Source organism: Paenibacillus sp. XY044 (assembly GCF_002257645.1).
Taxonomy (GTDB): domain Bacteria; phylum Bacillota; class Bacilli; order Paenibacillales; family Paenibacillaceae; genus Paenibacillus_AQ.
In genome coordinates this window covers 90,481-107,486 of record NZ_NQMO01000007.1, presented here as the reverse complement: position 1 = coordinate 107,486, position 17,006 = coordinate 90,481, and the positions used below count along the sequence as shown (strand labels likewise).

15 protein-coding genes are annotated in these 17,006 nt (G+C 46.6%); 13 read left to right on the top strand and 2 right to left on the bottom strand.

What is annotated here, in order from left to right:
* Positions 1 to 236: 236 nt before the first annotated feature.
* Positions 237 to 1,331: a hypothetical protein gene (locus CJP46_RS24950; RefSeq protein WP_094598352.1), complete on the bottom strand. Its 1,095-nt coding sequence runs from the start codon at positions 1,329 to 1,331 to the stop codon at positions 237 to 239.
* Between the two features lie 119 nt (positions 1,332 to 1,450).
* A complete protein-coding gene (locus CJP46_RS36275; RefSeq protein WP_143813027.1) occupies positions 1,451 to 1,843 on the bottom strand; it encodes a hypothetical protein in 393 nt (130 codons plus the stop codon).
* A 327-nt stretch (positions 1,844 to 2,170) separates the two neighbouring features.
* Here CJP46_RS36275 and CJP46_RS24945 point away from each other — a divergent pair, with 327 nt between their 5' ends.
* The 13 genes from CJP46_RS24945 (at position 2,171) to CJP46_RS24885 (ending at position 16,975) form a co-directional block, all read left to right on the top strand.
* Entirely contained in the window at positions 2,171 to 2,848 is a 678-nt protein-coding gene (locus CJP46_RS24945; RefSeq protein ID WP_256992516.1) for an HAD family hydrolase, read from the top strand.
* Positions 2,849 to 3,103: 255 nt separating this feature from the next.
* Positions 3,104 to 3,583: a GNAT family N-acetyltransferase gene (locus CJP46_RS24940; protein ID WP_094598351.1), complete on the top strand. Its 480-nt coding sequence runs from the start codon at positions 3,104 to 3,106 to the stop codon at positions 3,581 to 3,583.
* Positions 3,584 to 3,784: 201 nt separating this feature from the next.
* Complete coding sequence (rarD, locus tag CJP46_RS24935) at positions 3,785 to 4,663, top strand: EamA family transporter RarD (RefSeq protein ID WP_094598350.1); 879 nt, start codon at positions 3,785 to 3,787, stop codon at positions 4,661 to 4,663.
* 1,096 nt (positions 4,664 to 5,759) lie between these two features.
* Positions 5,760 to 5,888, top strand: coding sequence for a hypothetical protein (locus CJP46_RS37220; RefSeq protein ID WP_256992515.1), 129 nt, complete (start codon positions 5,760 to 5,762; stop codon positions 5,886 to 5,888).
* A gap of 64 nt (positions 5,889 to 5,952) precedes the next feature.
* A complete protein-coding gene (locus CJP46_RS24925; protein ID WP_256992514.1) occupies positions 5,953 to 7,782 on the top strand; it encodes a sensor histidine kinase in 1,830 nt (609 codons plus the stop codon).
* Positions 7,779 to 9,377, top strand: a complete 1,599-nt coding sequence (locus CJP46_RS24920; RefSeq protein WP_094598347.1) for a response regulator — start codon at positions 7,779 to 7,781, stop codon at positions 9,375 to 9,377. The genes CJP46_RS24925 and CJP46_RS24920 overlap by 4 nt, the downstream gene beginning before the upstream one ends.
* A gap of 128 nt (positions 9,378 to 9,505) precedes the next feature.
* Positions 9,506 to 10,456: an ABC transporter permease gene (locus CJP46_RS24915; protein ID WP_094598346.1), complete on the top strand. Its 951-nt coding sequence runs from the start codon at positions 9,506 to 9,508 to the stop codon at positions 10,454 to 10,456.
* 21 nt (positions 10,457 to 10,477) lie between these two features.
* A complete protein-coding gene (locus CJP46_RS24910; RefSeq protein ID WP_094598345.1) occupies positions 10,478 to 11,410 on the top strand; it encodes a carbohydrate ABC transporter permease in 933 nt (310 codons plus the stop codon).
* 166 nt (positions 11,411 to 11,576) lie between these two features.
* On the top strand, positions 11,577 to 13,082 hold the full coding sequence (locus CJP46_RS24905; protein WP_094598344.1) for an extracellular solute-binding protein: 1,506 nt from the start codon (positions 11,577 to 11,579) through the stop codon (positions 13,080 to 13,082).
* 366 nt (positions 13,083 to 13,448) lie between these two features.
* Positions 13,449 to 14,033, top strand: a complete 585-nt coding sequence (locus CJP46_RS24900) for an RNA polymerase sigma factor (RefSeq protein ID WP_094598343.1) — start codon at positions 13,449 to 13,451, stop codon at positions 14,031 to 14,033.
* On the top strand, positions 13,993 to 15,003 hold the full coding sequence (locus CJP46_RS24895) for a hypothetical protein (RefSeq protein WP_094598342.1): 1,011 nt from the start codon (positions 13,993 to 13,995) through the stop codon (positions 15,001 to 15,003). Before CJP46_RS24900 ends, CJP46_RS24895 begins: the two co-directional genes overlap by 41 nt.
* 398 nt (positions 15,004 to 15,401) lie before the next feature.
* Entirely contained in the window at positions 15,402 to 16,124 is a 723-nt protein-coding gene (locus CJP46_RS24890) for an FMN-dependent NADH-azoreductase (protein WP_373558035.1), read from the top strand.
* Between the two features lie 26 nt (positions 16,125 to 16,150).
* Positions 16,151 to 16,975, top strand: coding sequence for an NmrA family NAD(P)-binding protein (locus CJP46_RS24885; protein ID WP_094598340.1), 825 nt, complete (start codon positions 16,151 to 16,153; stop codon positions 16,973 to 16,975).
* Positions 16,976 to 17,006: the final 31 nt, after the last annotated feature.

Genomic DNA, 17,006 nt, shown 5'->3' with positions numbered 1-17,006 from the left:
ACGTGACACCGGAGGCTCATCCGGAATTTCCGGATTTAACAAAACATCTCTTGTCTACGCCCGGAATCGGATCGCCCAGAATGGCGTCTGTGCAGGCAACTCCGTTTTCCTGAACGGAATAATTAAATGATCCGTCCGCGCCGTAAGCGACAACGGCTTTACCTGAATGAATAATGAGTTGCGCTGTGGCTTATCAGATCATCTTCTTAGAGAAGGTCTGATTTTCTGGCTTCTTTTTATTTTAGAGTAACTTTTTTTATGGTTGGGGGACTGGAACTATTTACTGTTTCCAAGAAGTATGCCGCTTTGGAATGGGGGTTATAACCAACAAACGTCGGATTCTCCTCAAGTCCTGTCTGCTCTGAAGCTATAGACTCCGATTTCCCAGTAGGATACAAACTCCACAGCCCAGTGCTCAGGTCTTGAACAAATACAGTATCTCCTACGATCTGCGTATTCCAGCCGCTGGCCTCCTGACCAGAAGCCTGCTTGAAGAGAAGCTGGTGTTCTGTTAGTGCTTTTCCTGTACTCATACTATATAAAACATGGAACTTTTGCTTCTGCGTAGGATCTGGATGTGCAACGTTGGCAGGTGTAATCTCTTCGTAAGTGTAGGAGTTCCATATATTCAGTAGTCCTTGCTTATCGATACGAAGCTGCTTATCAATATTTAATCCTGGTACCTTAATAGAGGTTTTACTATAAAGATTTACGATACGGATAAAATAATCCTCAGCCATCGTTCGCTGTCCAGCGTACTTTATTGCAATGTATGGGTAAGCTGAAAAATCCCAATCGACTATGTTCACATGTTCATAGGTACTATCCTTTAGTTGAGCATTGTATTTTACGACAGGATTACCGGAAGATGTACAGAGTGTAAATAGATCCCCATTTTGAACCATAATGCGCTCATTTACACCTTTAGCCGGTGCTACCCACTCTACCTTACCCTGCTCTGGAACCGTTATTTTATATTCAGATTTGCTGATCTCGTCTCCATCCTCATTGTAAACATGTTTTTCAATTCGTTTGTGGGAACCTGCTGTCAAAATAACGACTTTCGTTGGGTTATTCATTACGTGCATATCCAGGATTTTTTGGTTTGGGCTCAGCACCTTCGATAGTTTCCCCTGGCGGATATCCAGTAACTGGGCCATAGTGGTACCCTCAACTACACTTTTGTTTGTGTTAATTTGTAGAACTGATGTGCTGTGTTCGGTAAACTCAGTGGTCAAATTGTTTGATGTAGCCAGGGATACGTTGGGTATTACTATAGAACTTGCCGCAAAAACCAAAGCAGCGGTAATTTTAATGATATTTAATTTCATAGATATGCCTCCTCGTTTTATATAACGTAAAAAAGATAGTATAGTTACATACACGGCTCTTAGACACAGGAATGGAAAGGAGCCGTTGTCTCTCGACAACGGCTCCTTTTTCATGAAACTCAATGTATATCAGATCTTAAAAAGATTCCGTAGTTAAGTATTAACTGCTTTGTTTTATCACCAATTTGATATTTTTCTCGAGCTATCTCCGTCTCATCAAAAAATGTTTGTTTTTCTACTCGTACAAAAACGCCGTGTTTTGTATAAATTTCTCCTAATCCGTTGAGATTAGATTCCGATTCTATGCTATTTGAATCTGTATTGTTAACTGATGACTCTTCTGTGACACTTAAGTTTTTGGTATCAGTACTATTAGCTAATGACTCTTCTGGAACACTTATTTTTGAACTTGAGGGAATATCACTACTAGGCACGGCTAATAAATTTGCAGTTAGCGCTGCTCCTGATATTAGTGCTACTGATAAGGTTGTAAAAACTAATTTCCTAAACATGTTTATCTCCACCTTTCAATAATAATTATTTCCAAATGCCATCTTAAAATACTTAAGAGATCCGTGCGGCTCCTTCAGTTCGTTCGTCGTCTTCTCTATACAGAAGATGACGAGTTAGGATATTCAGCGTTATCAAGCTAACGGGCAGATTACGTTAAAGATGTGGTTGTTGTTAATGGGCAAGTTATTTACAATTTATAGTAATATTGAGGTGGGTAAAAAGCGATAGCTCCAGGTGCAAATCTTATAATAATCTAATCAACGAGGATCGCTCAGCACTTTGATATACTCACTAGTAGTTTTGCACACTTTAGGAGGAATACACTTATGAGAGTGTGGAAAATGCCAAAGGAGAACGAAACAATGAAAAAGTACATACTCTTCGATCATGATGGTGTTCTAGTTGATACTGAATTCTGGTATTACAAAGCGGGAGAACGCGCTCTGGCTGACATTGGATTTACCTTGGATAAAGATCAGTACCTCCGTGACATGACCCAGTCATTGGGCACTTGGTCCCAAGCTAGGGCGGCAGGTATTGATGAACAGACCATCAGCAAGCAGCGTGAGGTCCGCAACGTCTATTATCAGGAATATCTAAGAACAGAGGCCATAGAGATTGAAGGTGTAGTTAAAACTCTAGCCGAACTGTCAAAGTACGTCCGCATGGCCATCGTGACGACTGCAAAACGTGCGGATTTTCAACTTATTCATGAAAAGCGCCAAATTATACAATTCATGGAATTCGTCCTTGTTCGCGAAGACTACGAGCACACCAAGCCGCACCCGGAACCATACATGACCGGCCTAAAGCGCTTCGGAGCTACCAAAGAAGAGACCCTGGTTGTAGAGGATTCAAACAGAGGGTTGAACTCAGCCGTGGCGGCTGGTATCGACTGTGCTATTGTCCATAACGACTTCACCAAAACACATGACTTCTCACAGGCCAGCTATCGAATCAAGACTCTGATTGAACTAAAGGACATTATCCTGAATGTAACTTGATTTGGTCGTCAGATCGCAGAAAAGAGACGATGTGAAAGCCTGTCGTGTCAATACCCGACGACAAGAACATATTTCGTTGGCTGAAAAAGACAAGAATATATATGGTTGGCCGTAATTGTTATCAATTAAGAGGTTGGCGCTTAAAACGTTACTACTTTTTCGGGTTAATTAAGCTAACGGGCAGGATAGATGAGCGTTTATCTTGAATTTATTAAAAATCAGGAATCGGAAAACACTATTTAGTGAGGTGAAAATATGAATAGCGAAGTGATATTGCGAGACGTGAATAAAGATGACTTGCCGATATTTTTTGAGCATCAATTGGACAAAACTTCTAACTATATGGCAGCCTTTACTGCCAAAGATCCAACGGACAAGATTGCCTTTATGTCTCACTGGCAAAAGATATTAGACGACGATCGGATTATAAAAAAGACCGTACTCTTTAACGATCAAGTGGCGGGGCATGTTTCGAGTTTTGAACAGTTCGGTGAACCAGAAGTCAGCTACTGGATCGGACGAGAGTATTGGGGAAGAGGTATTGCAACTAGATCACTTTCTCAACTTCTTGACTATGTAAACGTTCGTCCCTTATTTGCTCGTGCAGTGAAAGATAATACAGCTTCTATTCGGGTATTGGAAAAATGCGGGTTTAAGATTTGTGGTGAAGACAAGGGTTTTTCCAATGCACGTGCTGAGGAAGTCGAAGAATATGTTTTAAAGCTGCTTTCTTAGGTAGAATAGCAGTCTCAATATTTCTCAGCTAACGGGAAACCTTTTCCCATGACTTCTTCTAGGCCGTCCTGACTGGACGGTCTTTTTTTGTTTTAACGAGTCATTCGAATATTTTGGGCCAAAATATTAATCTCTTTACTTAAACGATGACCGAGGCGTATAATCCGTTAAGACATCGGAGTGGAAAGAGGGAAATTGATTATGAACAACGGGTTGGTCAATGCTATTATCGCGTATATCATGTGGGGGGTTCTCCCGCTTTATTGGAAGTTGTTTAACGATGTGCCGGCAGGCGAGATTCTGTCGCATCGGGTTGTCTGGTCGTTCGTCTTTATGGGTATTTTCGTCGCAGTCCAGCGTCGCTGGGGTGACATGAAGCGGATTGCGGCTAGCCGCTCGCTCCTGCTGTCGCTCACCGCTAGCGGACTGCTGATCGCTGCGAATTGGCTCATCTTCATCTGGGCAGTCAACAACGACCATGTCGTCGAGACAAGTCTCGGCTATTATTTGAACCCGTTGCTGAACGTGCTGCTTGCGGTTGTCTTCCTTCGTGAGAAGCCAAACCGTGGCCAATGGATCGCGATTGCCATCGCTGGCGCCGCGGTGCTCATCATCGCCATCGACTACGGACGGTTCCCATGGATCGCAATCTCACTGGCCGCGACGTTTGGCTTGTACGGCCTCGCGAAGAAGAAGATCGGACAAGACGCTTCTGTAGGCTTGCTGTCGGAGACGGCCGTAGTACTGCCCGTTGCGCTCGGCTACTGGATCTATTTGGCCGCCGTGGGAAAGACGACGGCATGGACGCTACCTGTGTCCACATTCGTCGAACTGCTTCTTTCCGGCGTGGTAACAGCGCTACCGCTGCTTTTCTTTGCACGAGCGGCGGCCCGGATGGCGCTAACCACGCTCGGCTTCGTACAATACATTGGGCCTACGATCATGCTGTTACTGAGCGTATTCGTGTTCAAAGAATCGGTCTCGCCGGTTCTTCTCATCGGTTTCGCGCTTATCTGGACAGCGCTTGTCGTATACGCTGCGGCATCGGTTCGCGGCACGAAACTTACGAAGGCGCGCTGACGGCAAACTCGTCCGCCGGGATAGTTAAATTAACACTTGAAACAGATGCTGGCGCTGATCGGCAGCTAATAGTCATATCCAGCCCATTGAGCGTATAATGGAACTGGAAGGTTATTCACAGTTAAGAACAGGGCGAGGATAATTATGACAAAGTGGACTATGAAGTCCTTATCAGTACTGGTAATTTTTACTTTGTTGAATCAGTTCATTTTCTCATGTATCTACCTATCCGACCAATTATATAAATTCTCGTATCCATGGGGCGATGTGTATTGGATTGGTACAGGATTAATTGGAATTATAATTGGCATAATTGGTGTTATTAGCCTCGGGAGTCGGATGCTTTTTTCTATCATTTCAATACTTGAAATCCTTTGGGGGGTTGGACTCTTAGCTTTACTTTTTTTAGCTTTAGGAATCACTTCAATGTAATTTGTAGGCTACGCTAATGGGAAACGATAGCTCAAAACAACACACACCAGCCGGTATGTAACCGGCTGGTGTATTTATTGAACTAAGGGGGCAGGATACTTAAAGATCGTACACGGTGAACCGTACCACAAGTAACGGCGGGAATGTTGGCTTACTCTATCACGAGCTTAAAATGTTGCTCGAGGAGGATGAAGGTGAGGTTCCTCCGATCTCTACTCAGGTTGGTTTTTTGTGACTTGCTTTAAAGAAATTATCTAGGAAAAGATGGGATGATTGGTCAAGTTGTAAGACGACAAGAACATTAAGGGGCTTTCCGTTCGATGATCCACTGGAAGCATAGAGACAAATAAACCGCAGAACATCCGTAATGGGATGGTCTGCGGTTCTTTTTTTCCAGCAGCGGAGGATGACGAAGCATTTCGAGAGAAGCAGTAGCGATCCCCTAAGAGCTGTACGCTCCCCGAATTTCTACCTTGCACAAATATTCTGGAAATTTGGGGCATCGGCGATCGTAGGAAACTTTCGTACTCGCAGCGCCTCCCATGGACAAGAGGGTATCTTTAGGGTCAATGGACCTGGGCAATCAGCGCTCAAGCCGGCATAATGCATGGGTCAGCTATGTGTATGCTGCCGAAAGACCTCCATCATAAAGGAGAACATTTACGTGGAAACGAAGATGTTAGGCGGCTCATGTAACGATGACAGCGAGCGGAATCCATTTATGTTTGCGCCGCCGGAAACTGCAATAGGGTTGCCGATCGATCCGCCGGATAAGAAGGAGGGGATGGGATAAATATGATGTCCGGGGTCAACGAATGGGTTCAAGAGCACGAGGATGAAAGCGAGGTGAATGCTTATTGGTTTGGTTGTACCGTCATTATACACGGAAAATTCAAATGCGCCTGACGATTTATTTCCTGCTGCTATTACTGCCGCTCGTCATTGTAAGTCTATATGTCAATTTCCGGTCTCAGGCTATTCTGCTCAAGGAGGCGGAGGAACGGACAAGAGGCGCGCTGACTTCATCGATGGATTATATCGATCTATCGCTGCAAAGTGTGGAGGAGCTCTCCACCTTAGTGTCCACAGACGACCGTATGCTAAAGCTGATCGATGACGTTGGACCGAAGCTTAATGCCCAGTCGTACGTCAATTTTGCCGATCTGTTGAAACAGCTGTCCGGGCTGACTTCAGTCAATCATCTGATATCTCATGTTTCTCTATTCCATGCCCCTTCGCATATGCTGCTGTCGACAACCCAGGGAGGAAAGCGAATCGAGAGTACGCAGCAGCGTCAGGAGCTTAACGAGATCGCAGAGACCAAAGGGACCGGAATCGTCTACATGACACCGGATTATCCCTTCCCCGAAGGACAGACGCTCGGTTCCGTAGCAGGAACAGACAGTGTATCGCTCGTGCGGACCATGGACCTGAACAATTCGGATCGCGCACCCAATCTGCTTTTGATCAGCTTGAACAAGGCTCGACTGCTCGATTTGATCCGATCGCTACTCCCTTCGTCCAGCGCCCGGATCGATCTGTACACCGATGAAGGCAAGCTAGTAACCACCACCGGGGACCAAGACAAGGAACTTATGAGTATATCCACTGCCCAGCCTGGGGAATTCATGGTTCGGGTCACTTCCCGTTACTCCCAATGGTCGCTTGTGCTCGTTCAGCCAAAGGCAGAGCTCTACAAGGAAACGAACGTGACGAGGCTCTTTACGTACATCATTATCGCTGTGAGCGTGGTGCTAGCGATTCTGATTTCGTGGGGAGTTTACAGCGGAATCGCCTCGCCGATTCAGCGGCTGATGAGAGGGATGAAATCGGTCGGAAGCGGCAATTTCAGCATACGGCTGGAGGAGGACCGAGTGGATGAACTCGGATATTTGACGCATTCCTTTAATCGGATGGTCGAGGAGCAGCAGGATTTGATCAAGAACTATTATGAGCAGAAGCTTAGGTTCGCTCATACAGAGCTGAAATTTCTGCAATCGCAGATTAATCCGCATTTTCTATATAACACGCTGGATTCCATCTATTGGACTGCCAAAAACTACGATGCCGACGAAATTACGGAGATGGTTCTCAACCTCTCCAGCTTTTTCAGACTCAGTCTCGGCAAAGGAAAGGAAACGTTCACCGTCGAGGAGACCATTACCCACCTTCATTACTATATCCGGGTTCAGCAGATTCGTTTTATGGATTCGTTCACGGTCCGCTATGAGCTGCAGGAGGAGACGCGCCACATTCCGTTATTGAAGCTGGTGCTGCAGCCGCTGGTGGAGAATGCGATTGTACATGGACTGGAAGCTTGCCATGAAGGGGAACTTATCGTTGCAAGCTTCCTCCAAGGTGATCATCTCGTCCTTGAGATCCGCGACAACGGCAAAGGAATCCCGGCGGAAAGGCTCTGTTATATCCGTAGCGAACTGGAGCGGCTATCTGCATCTGAATCCGGTCCTTTCTCTTATCTGGAGCATGGAGCGAAGGACCTGTATGGATTGCGGAATGTGCACTCACGTATCCGCATCTGGTATGGCTCCGGGGCAGAGATGACGATTGAGAGCAGGCAAGGCTCCGGGACTACAGCTGCTCTCTTGCTGCCGCTCGATCGGTGTCAGGATGAATACAAGCCGAACACGACGATAACAACTGCACAACAAGGAGTGGATACCCATTGAACTTATTGATCGCGGAAGACGAAGACCGGCTGCGGAGCAGCCTCGCTTACAATATTCCATGGGAAGAGCATGGAATAGAAGTGGTGGGTCTGGCTGAGAACGGGCTGCGCGCCCTTGAGCTGTTCGAACACCAGAAGCCGGACATTGTTCTCATGGACATTCAAATGCCCGAAATGGACGGCATTTCACTGATTCGGGAAATCCAACACAAGGATGCCATGGTTAAGCTTATTATTTTAAGCGGTCATGATAATTTCGAATATGCGCAGATCGCTCTGGAACATGGGGTTGTTAAATATTTGCTCAAGCCTGCAGGGGAGGACGAAATCGTAAATGCGGTTCTGGAAGCCGCAGACCAGCTACGGGTCGAACTAGAGCGGCTTAATCATCAGATAAAGCTGGAGGAGCGATGGCAGCAGCATTTGCCTTATCTGAGAGAGAGATTCATGCAGCATTGGATGAGCGGTAAATACGACCCGCAGCAAGTACTGGAGATCAGTCATGATCTGGGAATCGAATTGGGTAACGATTGGCAGTACACCCTTGTCGTTCTGGATCTCGACGACCCGGCGCCAACGGAAGCTGCACCCGGTGATAGGGATCGGAGAAAGCTGATGTTCTCCCTGAACCGGCTCGCAACTGAACTCCTATATCCCGTCCCTGCGTGGATTGTTATGGATACGAATGAACGCACAGTCATCCTCTTCCATGCACTTGCCGGAGAAGATAAGAACCGGGAACTGCTCACTGTCAACACAATTGTCGATCGCCTCCTCTCAAGGCTGAAGGAAGTGCTGAAAGTACCTGTTAACGGAGGAATCAGCGGGTCCACCGGCGGTCGGGAGGATGTCAGCAAGCTGTATTTGCAAGCGGTGAAGGCGCTTCAGAGCCGGATGCTGTACGGGGCGGGGATTGCGATACCCTACCGGGAAGAGCAGGGGGCGGCATGTCCTGAGCTGGAGGTGCACCCGCATCTGGAGAAGAAGCTTGAAATTGCACTGGAAACGGGTGATGAAAGAAAAGCCCGAGCAATCGTGGACGAAATGTGGGATACAAATCTCGGCCAAGCGGAGTCGCTGGAGGAGGCGCGCGAATATGTGCTCTATTGGAGCGGCTTGCTGATCCGTATGATGCAAAAAATGGGATGGAGCGTCAAGGAAGTCACAGGGGACGACTATGCTCTGTTTCAGAACTTGCGCTTGCTGTCGACGAAAGAGCAGGTCCGCGGCTGGATCTTCCGTACGGTCGAAGGAATCGTAGCCCAGGTGGAGCGGCAGCGGAAAGCCGTCAGTCACCAAACGGTCAAGCGGATTCTGAACATGGTCGAGGCCGAGATCGATCGGGAAATTACGCTGCATACGGTAGCGAGCCGGATGTATGTCAACTCTTCCTATTTAAGCAGGTTGTTCAAGCAGGAGACAGGGAAGGCGTTCTCTGCCTATGTCGTGGAACGGAGAATGGAACTGGCGAAAGCCACGCTGCAAAAAGGCGCCCGGGTGTACGATGCCGCGCGAACCGTAGGGTACCGTGATGTGAGCTACTTTACCAAGGTGTTTCGCAAGTATTGGGGAGTGACGCCTAGTGAGATCAAATAAACGGGAATGAACATGAGATTACCGAAAAAAGTAATCGCTTTCATCTACCGACCGATGAGTGATGCGCTTACACTAATATCAAATTCTCCCTTCGCGGGCGAAGAGGAATAAGAAGGAGGTGGGTCTCTATGGTCTTACGGGCATCCCCCGAACCGAAGGACAAGACCGGCAAATTCAAGAAGGCTGCCACCGACATCCGCAAAGATTGGGATCTCTATCTGGCCTTACTGCCGGGAATCGCATTTTTGCTACTGTTCAAGTACACGCCGATGTACGGCATCATCATTGCGTTCAAGGACTTCAATATTTTTGAAGGCATGGCAGCAAGCCAGTGGGTCGGATTACATCATTTCGAGAAGCTGTTCGTTTCCGAAAGCTTTCTGCAGGTGTTCCGCAATACCCTGATCATTTCGGTGTACAAAATCGTGTTTCTGTTCCCTCTGCCGATCATCATCGCCATCCTGCTGAACGAGATCAGAAATATGATTTTCAAGCGTTCCATTCAGACATTCATCTACCTTCCACATTTTTTGTCTTGGGTCATTGTGAGCGGATTGTTCATCGACCTGCTCTCCGTCAATGGCGGGATGGTCAACCAATGGATCACGGCGCTTGGCGGGCAGCCTATTAAATTTTTGCTGGACAGCAGCGTATTTCGCTCCGTAATTGTTGCATCAGCAGGCTGGAAGGAAACGGGATGGAGCACAATCGTCTATTTGGCAGCGCTGACAAGCATCGATCCCCAGCTGTATGAGGCGGCGAAGATGGATGGTGCCGGCAAATGGAAAATGACGCTGCATATTACGCTGCCCGGTCTGGTTCCGATCATTCTGCTTATGTTCATTTTGCGGCTCGGTTCCGTGCTAGAGGCCGGAACGGAGCAGGTGCTCGTCATGTATAACCCCAGCGTCTACAACGTCGCCGACATTATCGGCACCTATGTGTACCGGATCGGGCTGGGCGAGCAGGATTACAGCTTCTCTACGGCAGTCGGGCTGTTCGAATCGGTGATCGCTTTTATTCTTATCATAACCGGTAACTTCCTGAGTCGAAAATTTTTGCAGCGCGGCATTTGGTAGAAAGGGGCTGACCATCCTGTTATGAAATCCGTTTCCGTCAAGCCTGAGCCGCAACCCGTTCCAACCCGCCGGCGAGGCATTCGGTTATCGCTGTCCGAGCGCATCTTTCATGTGCTTAACATCACTTTTTTCGTACTTCTTGCGGTGACTACCGTTGTGCCGTTTTTGAACCTGATCGCCAAGTCACTTAGCAGTGAAGCCGCCGTTGTATCAGGGATGGTAGGGCTACTGCCGGTGGACATTCAGTTTGGCACATACCGTTATGTGCTGACGCAGAGCAGCTTTCTTGGCTCCCTGCGCGTTTCGGTTACCGTGACGGTGCTGGGTACGCTGCTGGCGCTGGCTATGACAACATTGGCTGCATATCCGCTATCCAAGAAGCGGCTTCGCGGAAGGAAATTTTTCATTCTGATGTATATTTTCACGATGTTGTTTTCAGGCGGACTAATCCCCACCTACCTGCTGATGCAGAACTTGCACCTAATCGACAAGCTGCCGGTACTGTTCCTGCCGGGCATGATCAGCGTATACAACATGCTTATTATTAAAAATTACTTTGAAGGTCTTCCGGACAGCCTGGAGGAATCTGCGAAGCTGGACGGAGCCAGCAATCTATCCATTCTGTGGAAAATTACGCTGCCGCTCTCACTGCCAGTGCTCGCGACCATTGCCCTGTTCTACGCCGTCGCCTTCTGGAACGATTATTTCGCTTCACTGATCTACATTAACTCACCTGAGAACAAACCGCTCCAGTTGTACTTGAAAGAGCTGTTCGTTACGTCCAGCGATACGTTTTTGCAATCGGGCAACATGGCTGACAAAGCTATGAACAGTTCGCCACAGGCGATTCAGGCAGCTTCGATCATACTCGCAACAGTACCGATTCTTCTCGTGTACCCTTTCCTGCAAAAGTATTTTGTAAAGGGTGTTCTTATTGGCTCCGTCAAAGAATAGCCACATGAATCAGGCAGGACGTAACTCCAATGAGGGGGTGATTAGGCTGCGCTGAAGGCTGTCTAAAGTGATGCATCAGCCGGATGGATGAAAGTGAGCGTATAAATTGAAATCAGCTATTGGAACATGTACAAGGAAAGTCTCTAAATATAGAGGAGGGGTTATCGTGAATCGTAAGAAATTATGGAAAATATCAGCCGTGACTCTCATTGCAGCGTCTATTATCGTCAGCGGTTGTTCAAAGTCCGGGCCGACCCAATCGAATAATGCGGGAGAAAAGCAAGGAAATGGGGATAAGCCTCAGCTGCGCGAGTTAATGCAGTACAGCCGCTTCGAACCCAATACCGACCCCGTCGCCAAATATTTGAAAGAAAAGACCGGCTACGATGTCAAGTACGATATGCTGCCGGTAGAGAATGCCGATGAGAAGCTGAACTTACTGATGGCCAACAAGGAGCCTTACGACTTCATGAAGCTAACCCCAAACCAGTTCGCCAAGCTGTCTTCCTCGGGTGCGCTGGAGCCGCTGGACGACCTTTTGGATAAGTATGGAAGCAACTTGAAAAAGGTGATCAGTCAAGCTTCCTGGGATGGAGCCAAAATCGACGGACATACCTATGCGATTCCGGAAGGAAGCTCTGGCGTTAACACAGGTACGGCTCTCGTGTACCGACAGGACTGGCTGGATGAGCTTGGATTGAAAGAGCCTACGACGCGTGACGAGCTGTATAACGTATTAAAGGCGGTCAAAGAGAAGAAGAACGTCATTCCGTTTGCGGGCGGGAAAGATCCCTTTCAAGCAGAAGTAGCCTCTACCTTCGGCTGGATGTATGGCCCGTCGACGTACTGGAAGGAATCGAACGGTGAAATCGTCCATTATGTGGATGATCCTACAACAAAGGAGTATTTGGCGTTCATGAACAAGCTGTACAATGAGGGCCTGATCGACCCCGAATGGGCTATCAACCAATCCAATACGGTGATCGAGAAATTTACCAGCGGCAAAGCATTCATGTACCGCGCCGGATGGTTTGACGCTGAGAATATCAATTTGGCTCTGGAGAAGAACAATCCGGATGGCAAGATCGCCATTCTCCCTTACATGAAGGGAGACGATGGTAAAGCCGCCCAAGTCGGCACAGGAGGCATTTCATATTTTGTAGCGATTCCGAAGTGGTCGACTAACAAGGATGAGGCGATGAAGTATCTGGATTTGAAGATGGACGAGGAAATCTTCAAGGGCAATGCGCTCGGCATCGAAGGAACTCATTATAAAGTGGAAGACGGCAAGTATTATCCTATTCTGCCTAAGTTTAACGAGGAATGGAATAATGGCAGCACCTTCCTGACCGGAGTGGATGAAACCAATTATCCAACCTATTGGGAAGCCCGCGTCAGAAAGAACAAATACGTTCAGACTTATTATGAAACCTATCAGAAGAACGCGAAGGACATCCTTTTCGGGGACGCCCTGATCACCGCGCCACCGATTCCGGAAGTATCGAAAAACGTTCAAAAGCTGCAAAAGCTGGCGGAGGATACGTTCATAAAGTACATTACCGGGGCCGAGCCGTTGTCGGGCTACGACAAGTTCGTGGAGCAGTGGAAAGCCGATGGGGGCAGCGAGATGATCAAAGCGGCCAACGAGTGGTATCAATCGAGCAAGAAATAGCTGGAGTTAGTAACTAGTAACCGTTCAGATACGCATAAAGAAGCTGCATCCGTTGCCATGGCGGATGCAGCTTTTACTTTAAAGATATCCGAAAGTATAAACGGTTTGGGCTAGCTACCGCAACTGGCATGCTGTTGGCTATGACTCAAGGGTATAGCCGAGCGTCGGAAAAATTTCAGTTGATTGGTTAGGATAGAAGCAAAGCAGTATGTCGCATAATTGAGCCACTTTGTTATATTGAGGATATATATTGACTATCTCTTGTAACAAATATTAATAGCATTTTATTTTATTGATTGTCACAAATGCAGGGCTTCGAGTGTTTAAATTTATCAAAGGCCTTGAGAAGTAAAGAAAGGAGGGCATATGGAAAACAGTATACGCAATAATGCTGCAAATATTGAAGAATGGATACTTTGGGTTAAAGCTGGGAACATGGATGCTTTTAGGCATGTAATTGAAATCTATCAGCTTCCTTTGTATCGCTATATCTACAATTTAATTCGGAACCGGGAGGAAGCAGAGGATGCTGTACAAGATGTTTTTTTGCAAGTGATCAAGAATATTGATAAATATACTCGGAAGGTCTCATTTACCTCATGGTTGTATAAGATTGCCTACAATCATTGCTTAAATTTAATCCGAAAGCGTAAAGGTTTGATGTCTAGGTTGCATCTGTTCCGTCTTGAAGCAGTTACAACTGACTACGATACCTCATTGAGGGTAGATGAACTGCTACGAGGATTGTCGATGGAAGAGAGACAGATTATGCTTTTACGCGTCGTAGAAGAGTTGACATTTGAAGAGATCTCCGTGATCCTCGAGTGCAAGGTAGCGACAGTGCGAAAACGTTACGAGCGAACGAGATATAAGATGCAACGCAATTACGTGCATGAGGAGGGAAAAAATTATGGGCAGGAATCGTGGACGTCTATATCACCGGAACGATAATGATTTGGAGGAGCTCTTGGCAGCTTATCGCAATATCCCTTCTCCAGTGCGTTCGAGTAGTGAAGTAACAACAAATGTGGTAAACCGATTACTTAACGAGAGAGAAGAGTCTCGCTATAGCAGACGTGTGCCGTACAACATATTACGGAAAAACATGGCTACTCGCGTGGCTATGATGCTCTTTGTATTTGTGCTGGTCGGAGGAACCTGTTATGCAGCTTATTCCGAATATGTACTATCTCTACATAATAAGTCAGGTGATACAGTGTTTCAGATAGCTCCAACAGATATACCATCGACGCCTATAGAGGAGATAAAGATATTAAATGATATACGTGAGAGATTGAAAGATGGGGAACAAGCGACCGTTTTTGTTGGGAAAGATGCGATTCAAGAACAGCAGGGTGAAGTTTTGCCACAGAAAGGATCTCATTATTCCATTATAGTTAAACCTCTTAAGTTTGATTCTCCTGAGCAAATGAATGATTATTTACTGGAACGTGGAATCGAAATCAATATTCCGTTATCTAAATGGATGGGCTGGAGTCTTAGTCGGACTGAACTACAAAATGATATCTTAAACACTAGTTCAAAGGAGAAAGTGTGGAACTTTGCTACGGATGAACAGACTGGAAATAAATACAAATATGCAATAGGACCAAGCGGAACGGAGCCTCAAATGTTAAGTTGGTTCTATAGCAAGCTGAATCAAGAAATGAAGCTCAATGTATCCCTAAGTATCCCAATAATGCCAATTTTTTATGATAGCCAGCCTTCCTCGGACTCAATACTCTCTATTAAAGGAGTCGATGCTTATTTTTATCGGGATCCCAATGGAAGTGAAAAGTCTATAAATTGGTCGGAGAAAGTGGCCGATGGTAATTATCGGAGTTACGCAGTAGTTACTAATACCGCTGATGATGATAATTTACGCAAATTTGCAGAAGCAGTTATCTCCAATATGAAATAACGTTTGTTCATCTATCCCATACCTGCGCAACTGAACGCTATAGCTATAGAGCCAAGAGGCGGCCAGCCAAAACGATTGGACTAAGTTGTCCAGTATCAAAAGAAACAAGTAAAAGACCAAAAATTTTATGGAGTATGGAACATAATTGTAAGACGACAAGAACATATCGCTTAATAGCCGCGTAGCTGCGGCTTTTTTTGTTTTAACGATATATGTTCTTTATAAAACCCGACAACAAGAACATATATCGTTTGCCGTCAATGATAAGAATGATCAACTTCGAGGACCCCTCATCGTAAAGCTTAACGGAGTTTCGATTCCGATGTTACAAATCAGAGCCATACATCGTTATATGTGCAAAATGAAAAAGGGAGTTGAAGAACAATGAATGATTTGACATGAATCCATTCGGAGGCGGCTTTGCAGGGCTTACCTTGTTTACTGAGATCATCTTGAATACACAAGAAAACATCTTCAAAAAAATAGGAGGGTTATCAGAAATGGCAAATGTTTTATTCGTTAAAGCTAACAATCGGGATCAATCCATCAGCTTAAAGCTGTACGACGCTTTCGTAAATGCGTACCGGTCGAAAAATCCGAATGACAGTATTACGGAATTAGACCTTTTCGAAGCGGAGCTGCCTTACTATAACGGCGAAATGTATTCGGGCATTATCAAGCTTGCCAACAGTGCTGAACTTACGGCCGAGGAACAAAAAGCAGTCAATATCGCTAATCGCTACACAGAACAATTTCTTGCAGCTGATAAAGTCGTAATTGCGTTCCCGCTTTGGAATTTTACGATTCCGGCTCAATTGCTGACCTACCTGTCTTATCTTAGCCAACCGCGAAAAACATTCAAATATACAGCACAAGGTCCGGTAGGATTGCAAAGCGCAAAGAAAGTGGTACTTCTTAACGCACGAGGCAGCGTTTACTCCGAAGGCCCGCTGGCTCAAAAGGAGATGTCTGTAAATTACGTGAAAAGCATGCTTGGTTTTTGGGGAATCACAACGATTGAAACGGTCATCGTAGAAGGCCACAATCAATTCCAAGACCGCGCACAGCAAATCATTGAAACTGGCTTAGCTCAAGCAGCAAAAGTAGCATCCGGATTCTAATAAGTATAGTAAAGGATGGGAAATAAATGATCTTAGTTACAGGTGCCACAGGCTCGGTAGGCCGTGAAGTAGTACGGTTGCTGCATAAGGACGGTTATAGGTTACGGGCCCTCAGCCGCTATCCGGAGAAGTCGAATTTTCCTGTAGGGGTTGAGGGGGTGGCCGGAGATCTCATGAAGCCGGAGTCACTTTCAGCGGCTTTAGATGGCGTGGAGAAAGTATTCTGGATGTTACCGCTAGCCGCCGACTTTAACTTCCCTCGGATCGCCAGGCAGTGCGGGGTTCGGCATATCGTATTGCTCTCAGCGGCAACTGTCGAAATTGGAGTAGAAAACGCCATTGCGCGACTCCACTTCAATGCCGAGCAGGCAGTCCGGGAGTCGGGCACGTCCTGGACATTCCTGCGGCCCAACGGCTTCATGACCGATGCGTTCCGATGGAAAGATTCAATCAGGTCCGAAGGGGTTGTCCGGGTGCCGTTTGGAGACCTCAGCATACCAATCATCGATTCACGGGACACTGCCGCCGTCGCCGCGAAAGCTCTAAGCTCAGACGGACATGAAGGGAAGATTCATACGTTAACCGGACCCGAATCGCTAACTCGTAGACAACAAGTGCGTATACTTGGCGAAGTATTGGGGCGAGATATCGAGTTTCAATCGATCCCTGACGATATCGCACGCGAACACTTACTTCGACATATGCCTGCGGAAATGGTTGAAGCTCTCTTTGATCTGTCTAAACAGGGTCAAAAATTCTCTAAAGTGCTTCCTAAAGTGGAAGAAGTAACCGGCCGGGCACCTCGTACCTTCAAACAGTGGGTGACCGATCATTCCGACGCTTTCCTGTAAGGCTTTGCGAGCAATTATTTCCGATTCAATT

What these genes read in the sequence shown, in the direction of transcription:
- CJP46_RS24950 (WP_094598352.1), bottom strand. Translation starts at nt 1,331, where the DNA reads ATGAAATTAAATATCATTAAAATTACCGCTGCTTTGGTTTTTGCGGCA.
- CJP46_RS36275 (WP_143813027.1), bottom strand. Translation starts at nt 1,843, where the DNA reads ATGTTTAGGAAATTAGTTTTTACAACCTTATCAGTAGCACTAATATCA.
- CJP46_RS24945 (WP_256992516.1), top strand. Translation starts at nt 2,171, where the DNA reads ATGAGAGTGTGGAAAATGCCAAAGGAGAACGAAACAATGAAAAAGTAC.
- CJP46_RS24940 (WP_094598351.1), top strand. Translation starts at nt 3,104, where the DNA reads ATGAATAGCGAAGTGATATTGCGAGACGTGAATAAAGATGACTTGCCG.
- rarD (WP_094598350.1), top strand. Translation starts at nt 3,785, where the DNA reads ATGAACAACGGGTTGGTCAATGCTATTATCGCGTATATCATGTGGGGG.
- CJP46_RS24915 (WP_094598346.1), top strand. Translation starts at nt 9,506, where the DNA reads ATGGTCTTACGGGCATCCCCCGAACCGAAGGACAAGACCGGCAAATTC.
- CJP46_RS24910 (WP_094598345.1), top strand. Translation starts at nt 10,478, where the DNA reads ATGAAATCCGTTTCCGTCAAGCCTGAGCCGCAACCCGTTCCAACCCGC.
- CJP46_RS24900 (WP_094598343.1), top strand. Translation starts at nt 13,449, where the DNA reads ATGGAAAACAGTATACGCAATAATGCTGCAAATATTGAAGAATGGATA.
- CJP46_RS24895 (WP_094598342.1), top strand. Translation starts at nt 13,993, where the DNA reads ATGGGCAGGAATCGTGGACGTCTATATCACCGGAACGATAATGATTTG.
- CJP46_RS24890 (WP_373558035.1), top strand. Translation starts at nt 15,402, where the DNA reads ATGAATCCATTCGGAGGCGGCTTTGCAGGGCTTACCTTGTTTACTGAG.
- CJP46_RS24885 (WP_094598340.1), top strand. Translation starts at nt 16,151, where the DNA reads ATGATCTTAGTTACAGGTGCCACAGGCTCGGTAGGCCGTGAAGTAGTA.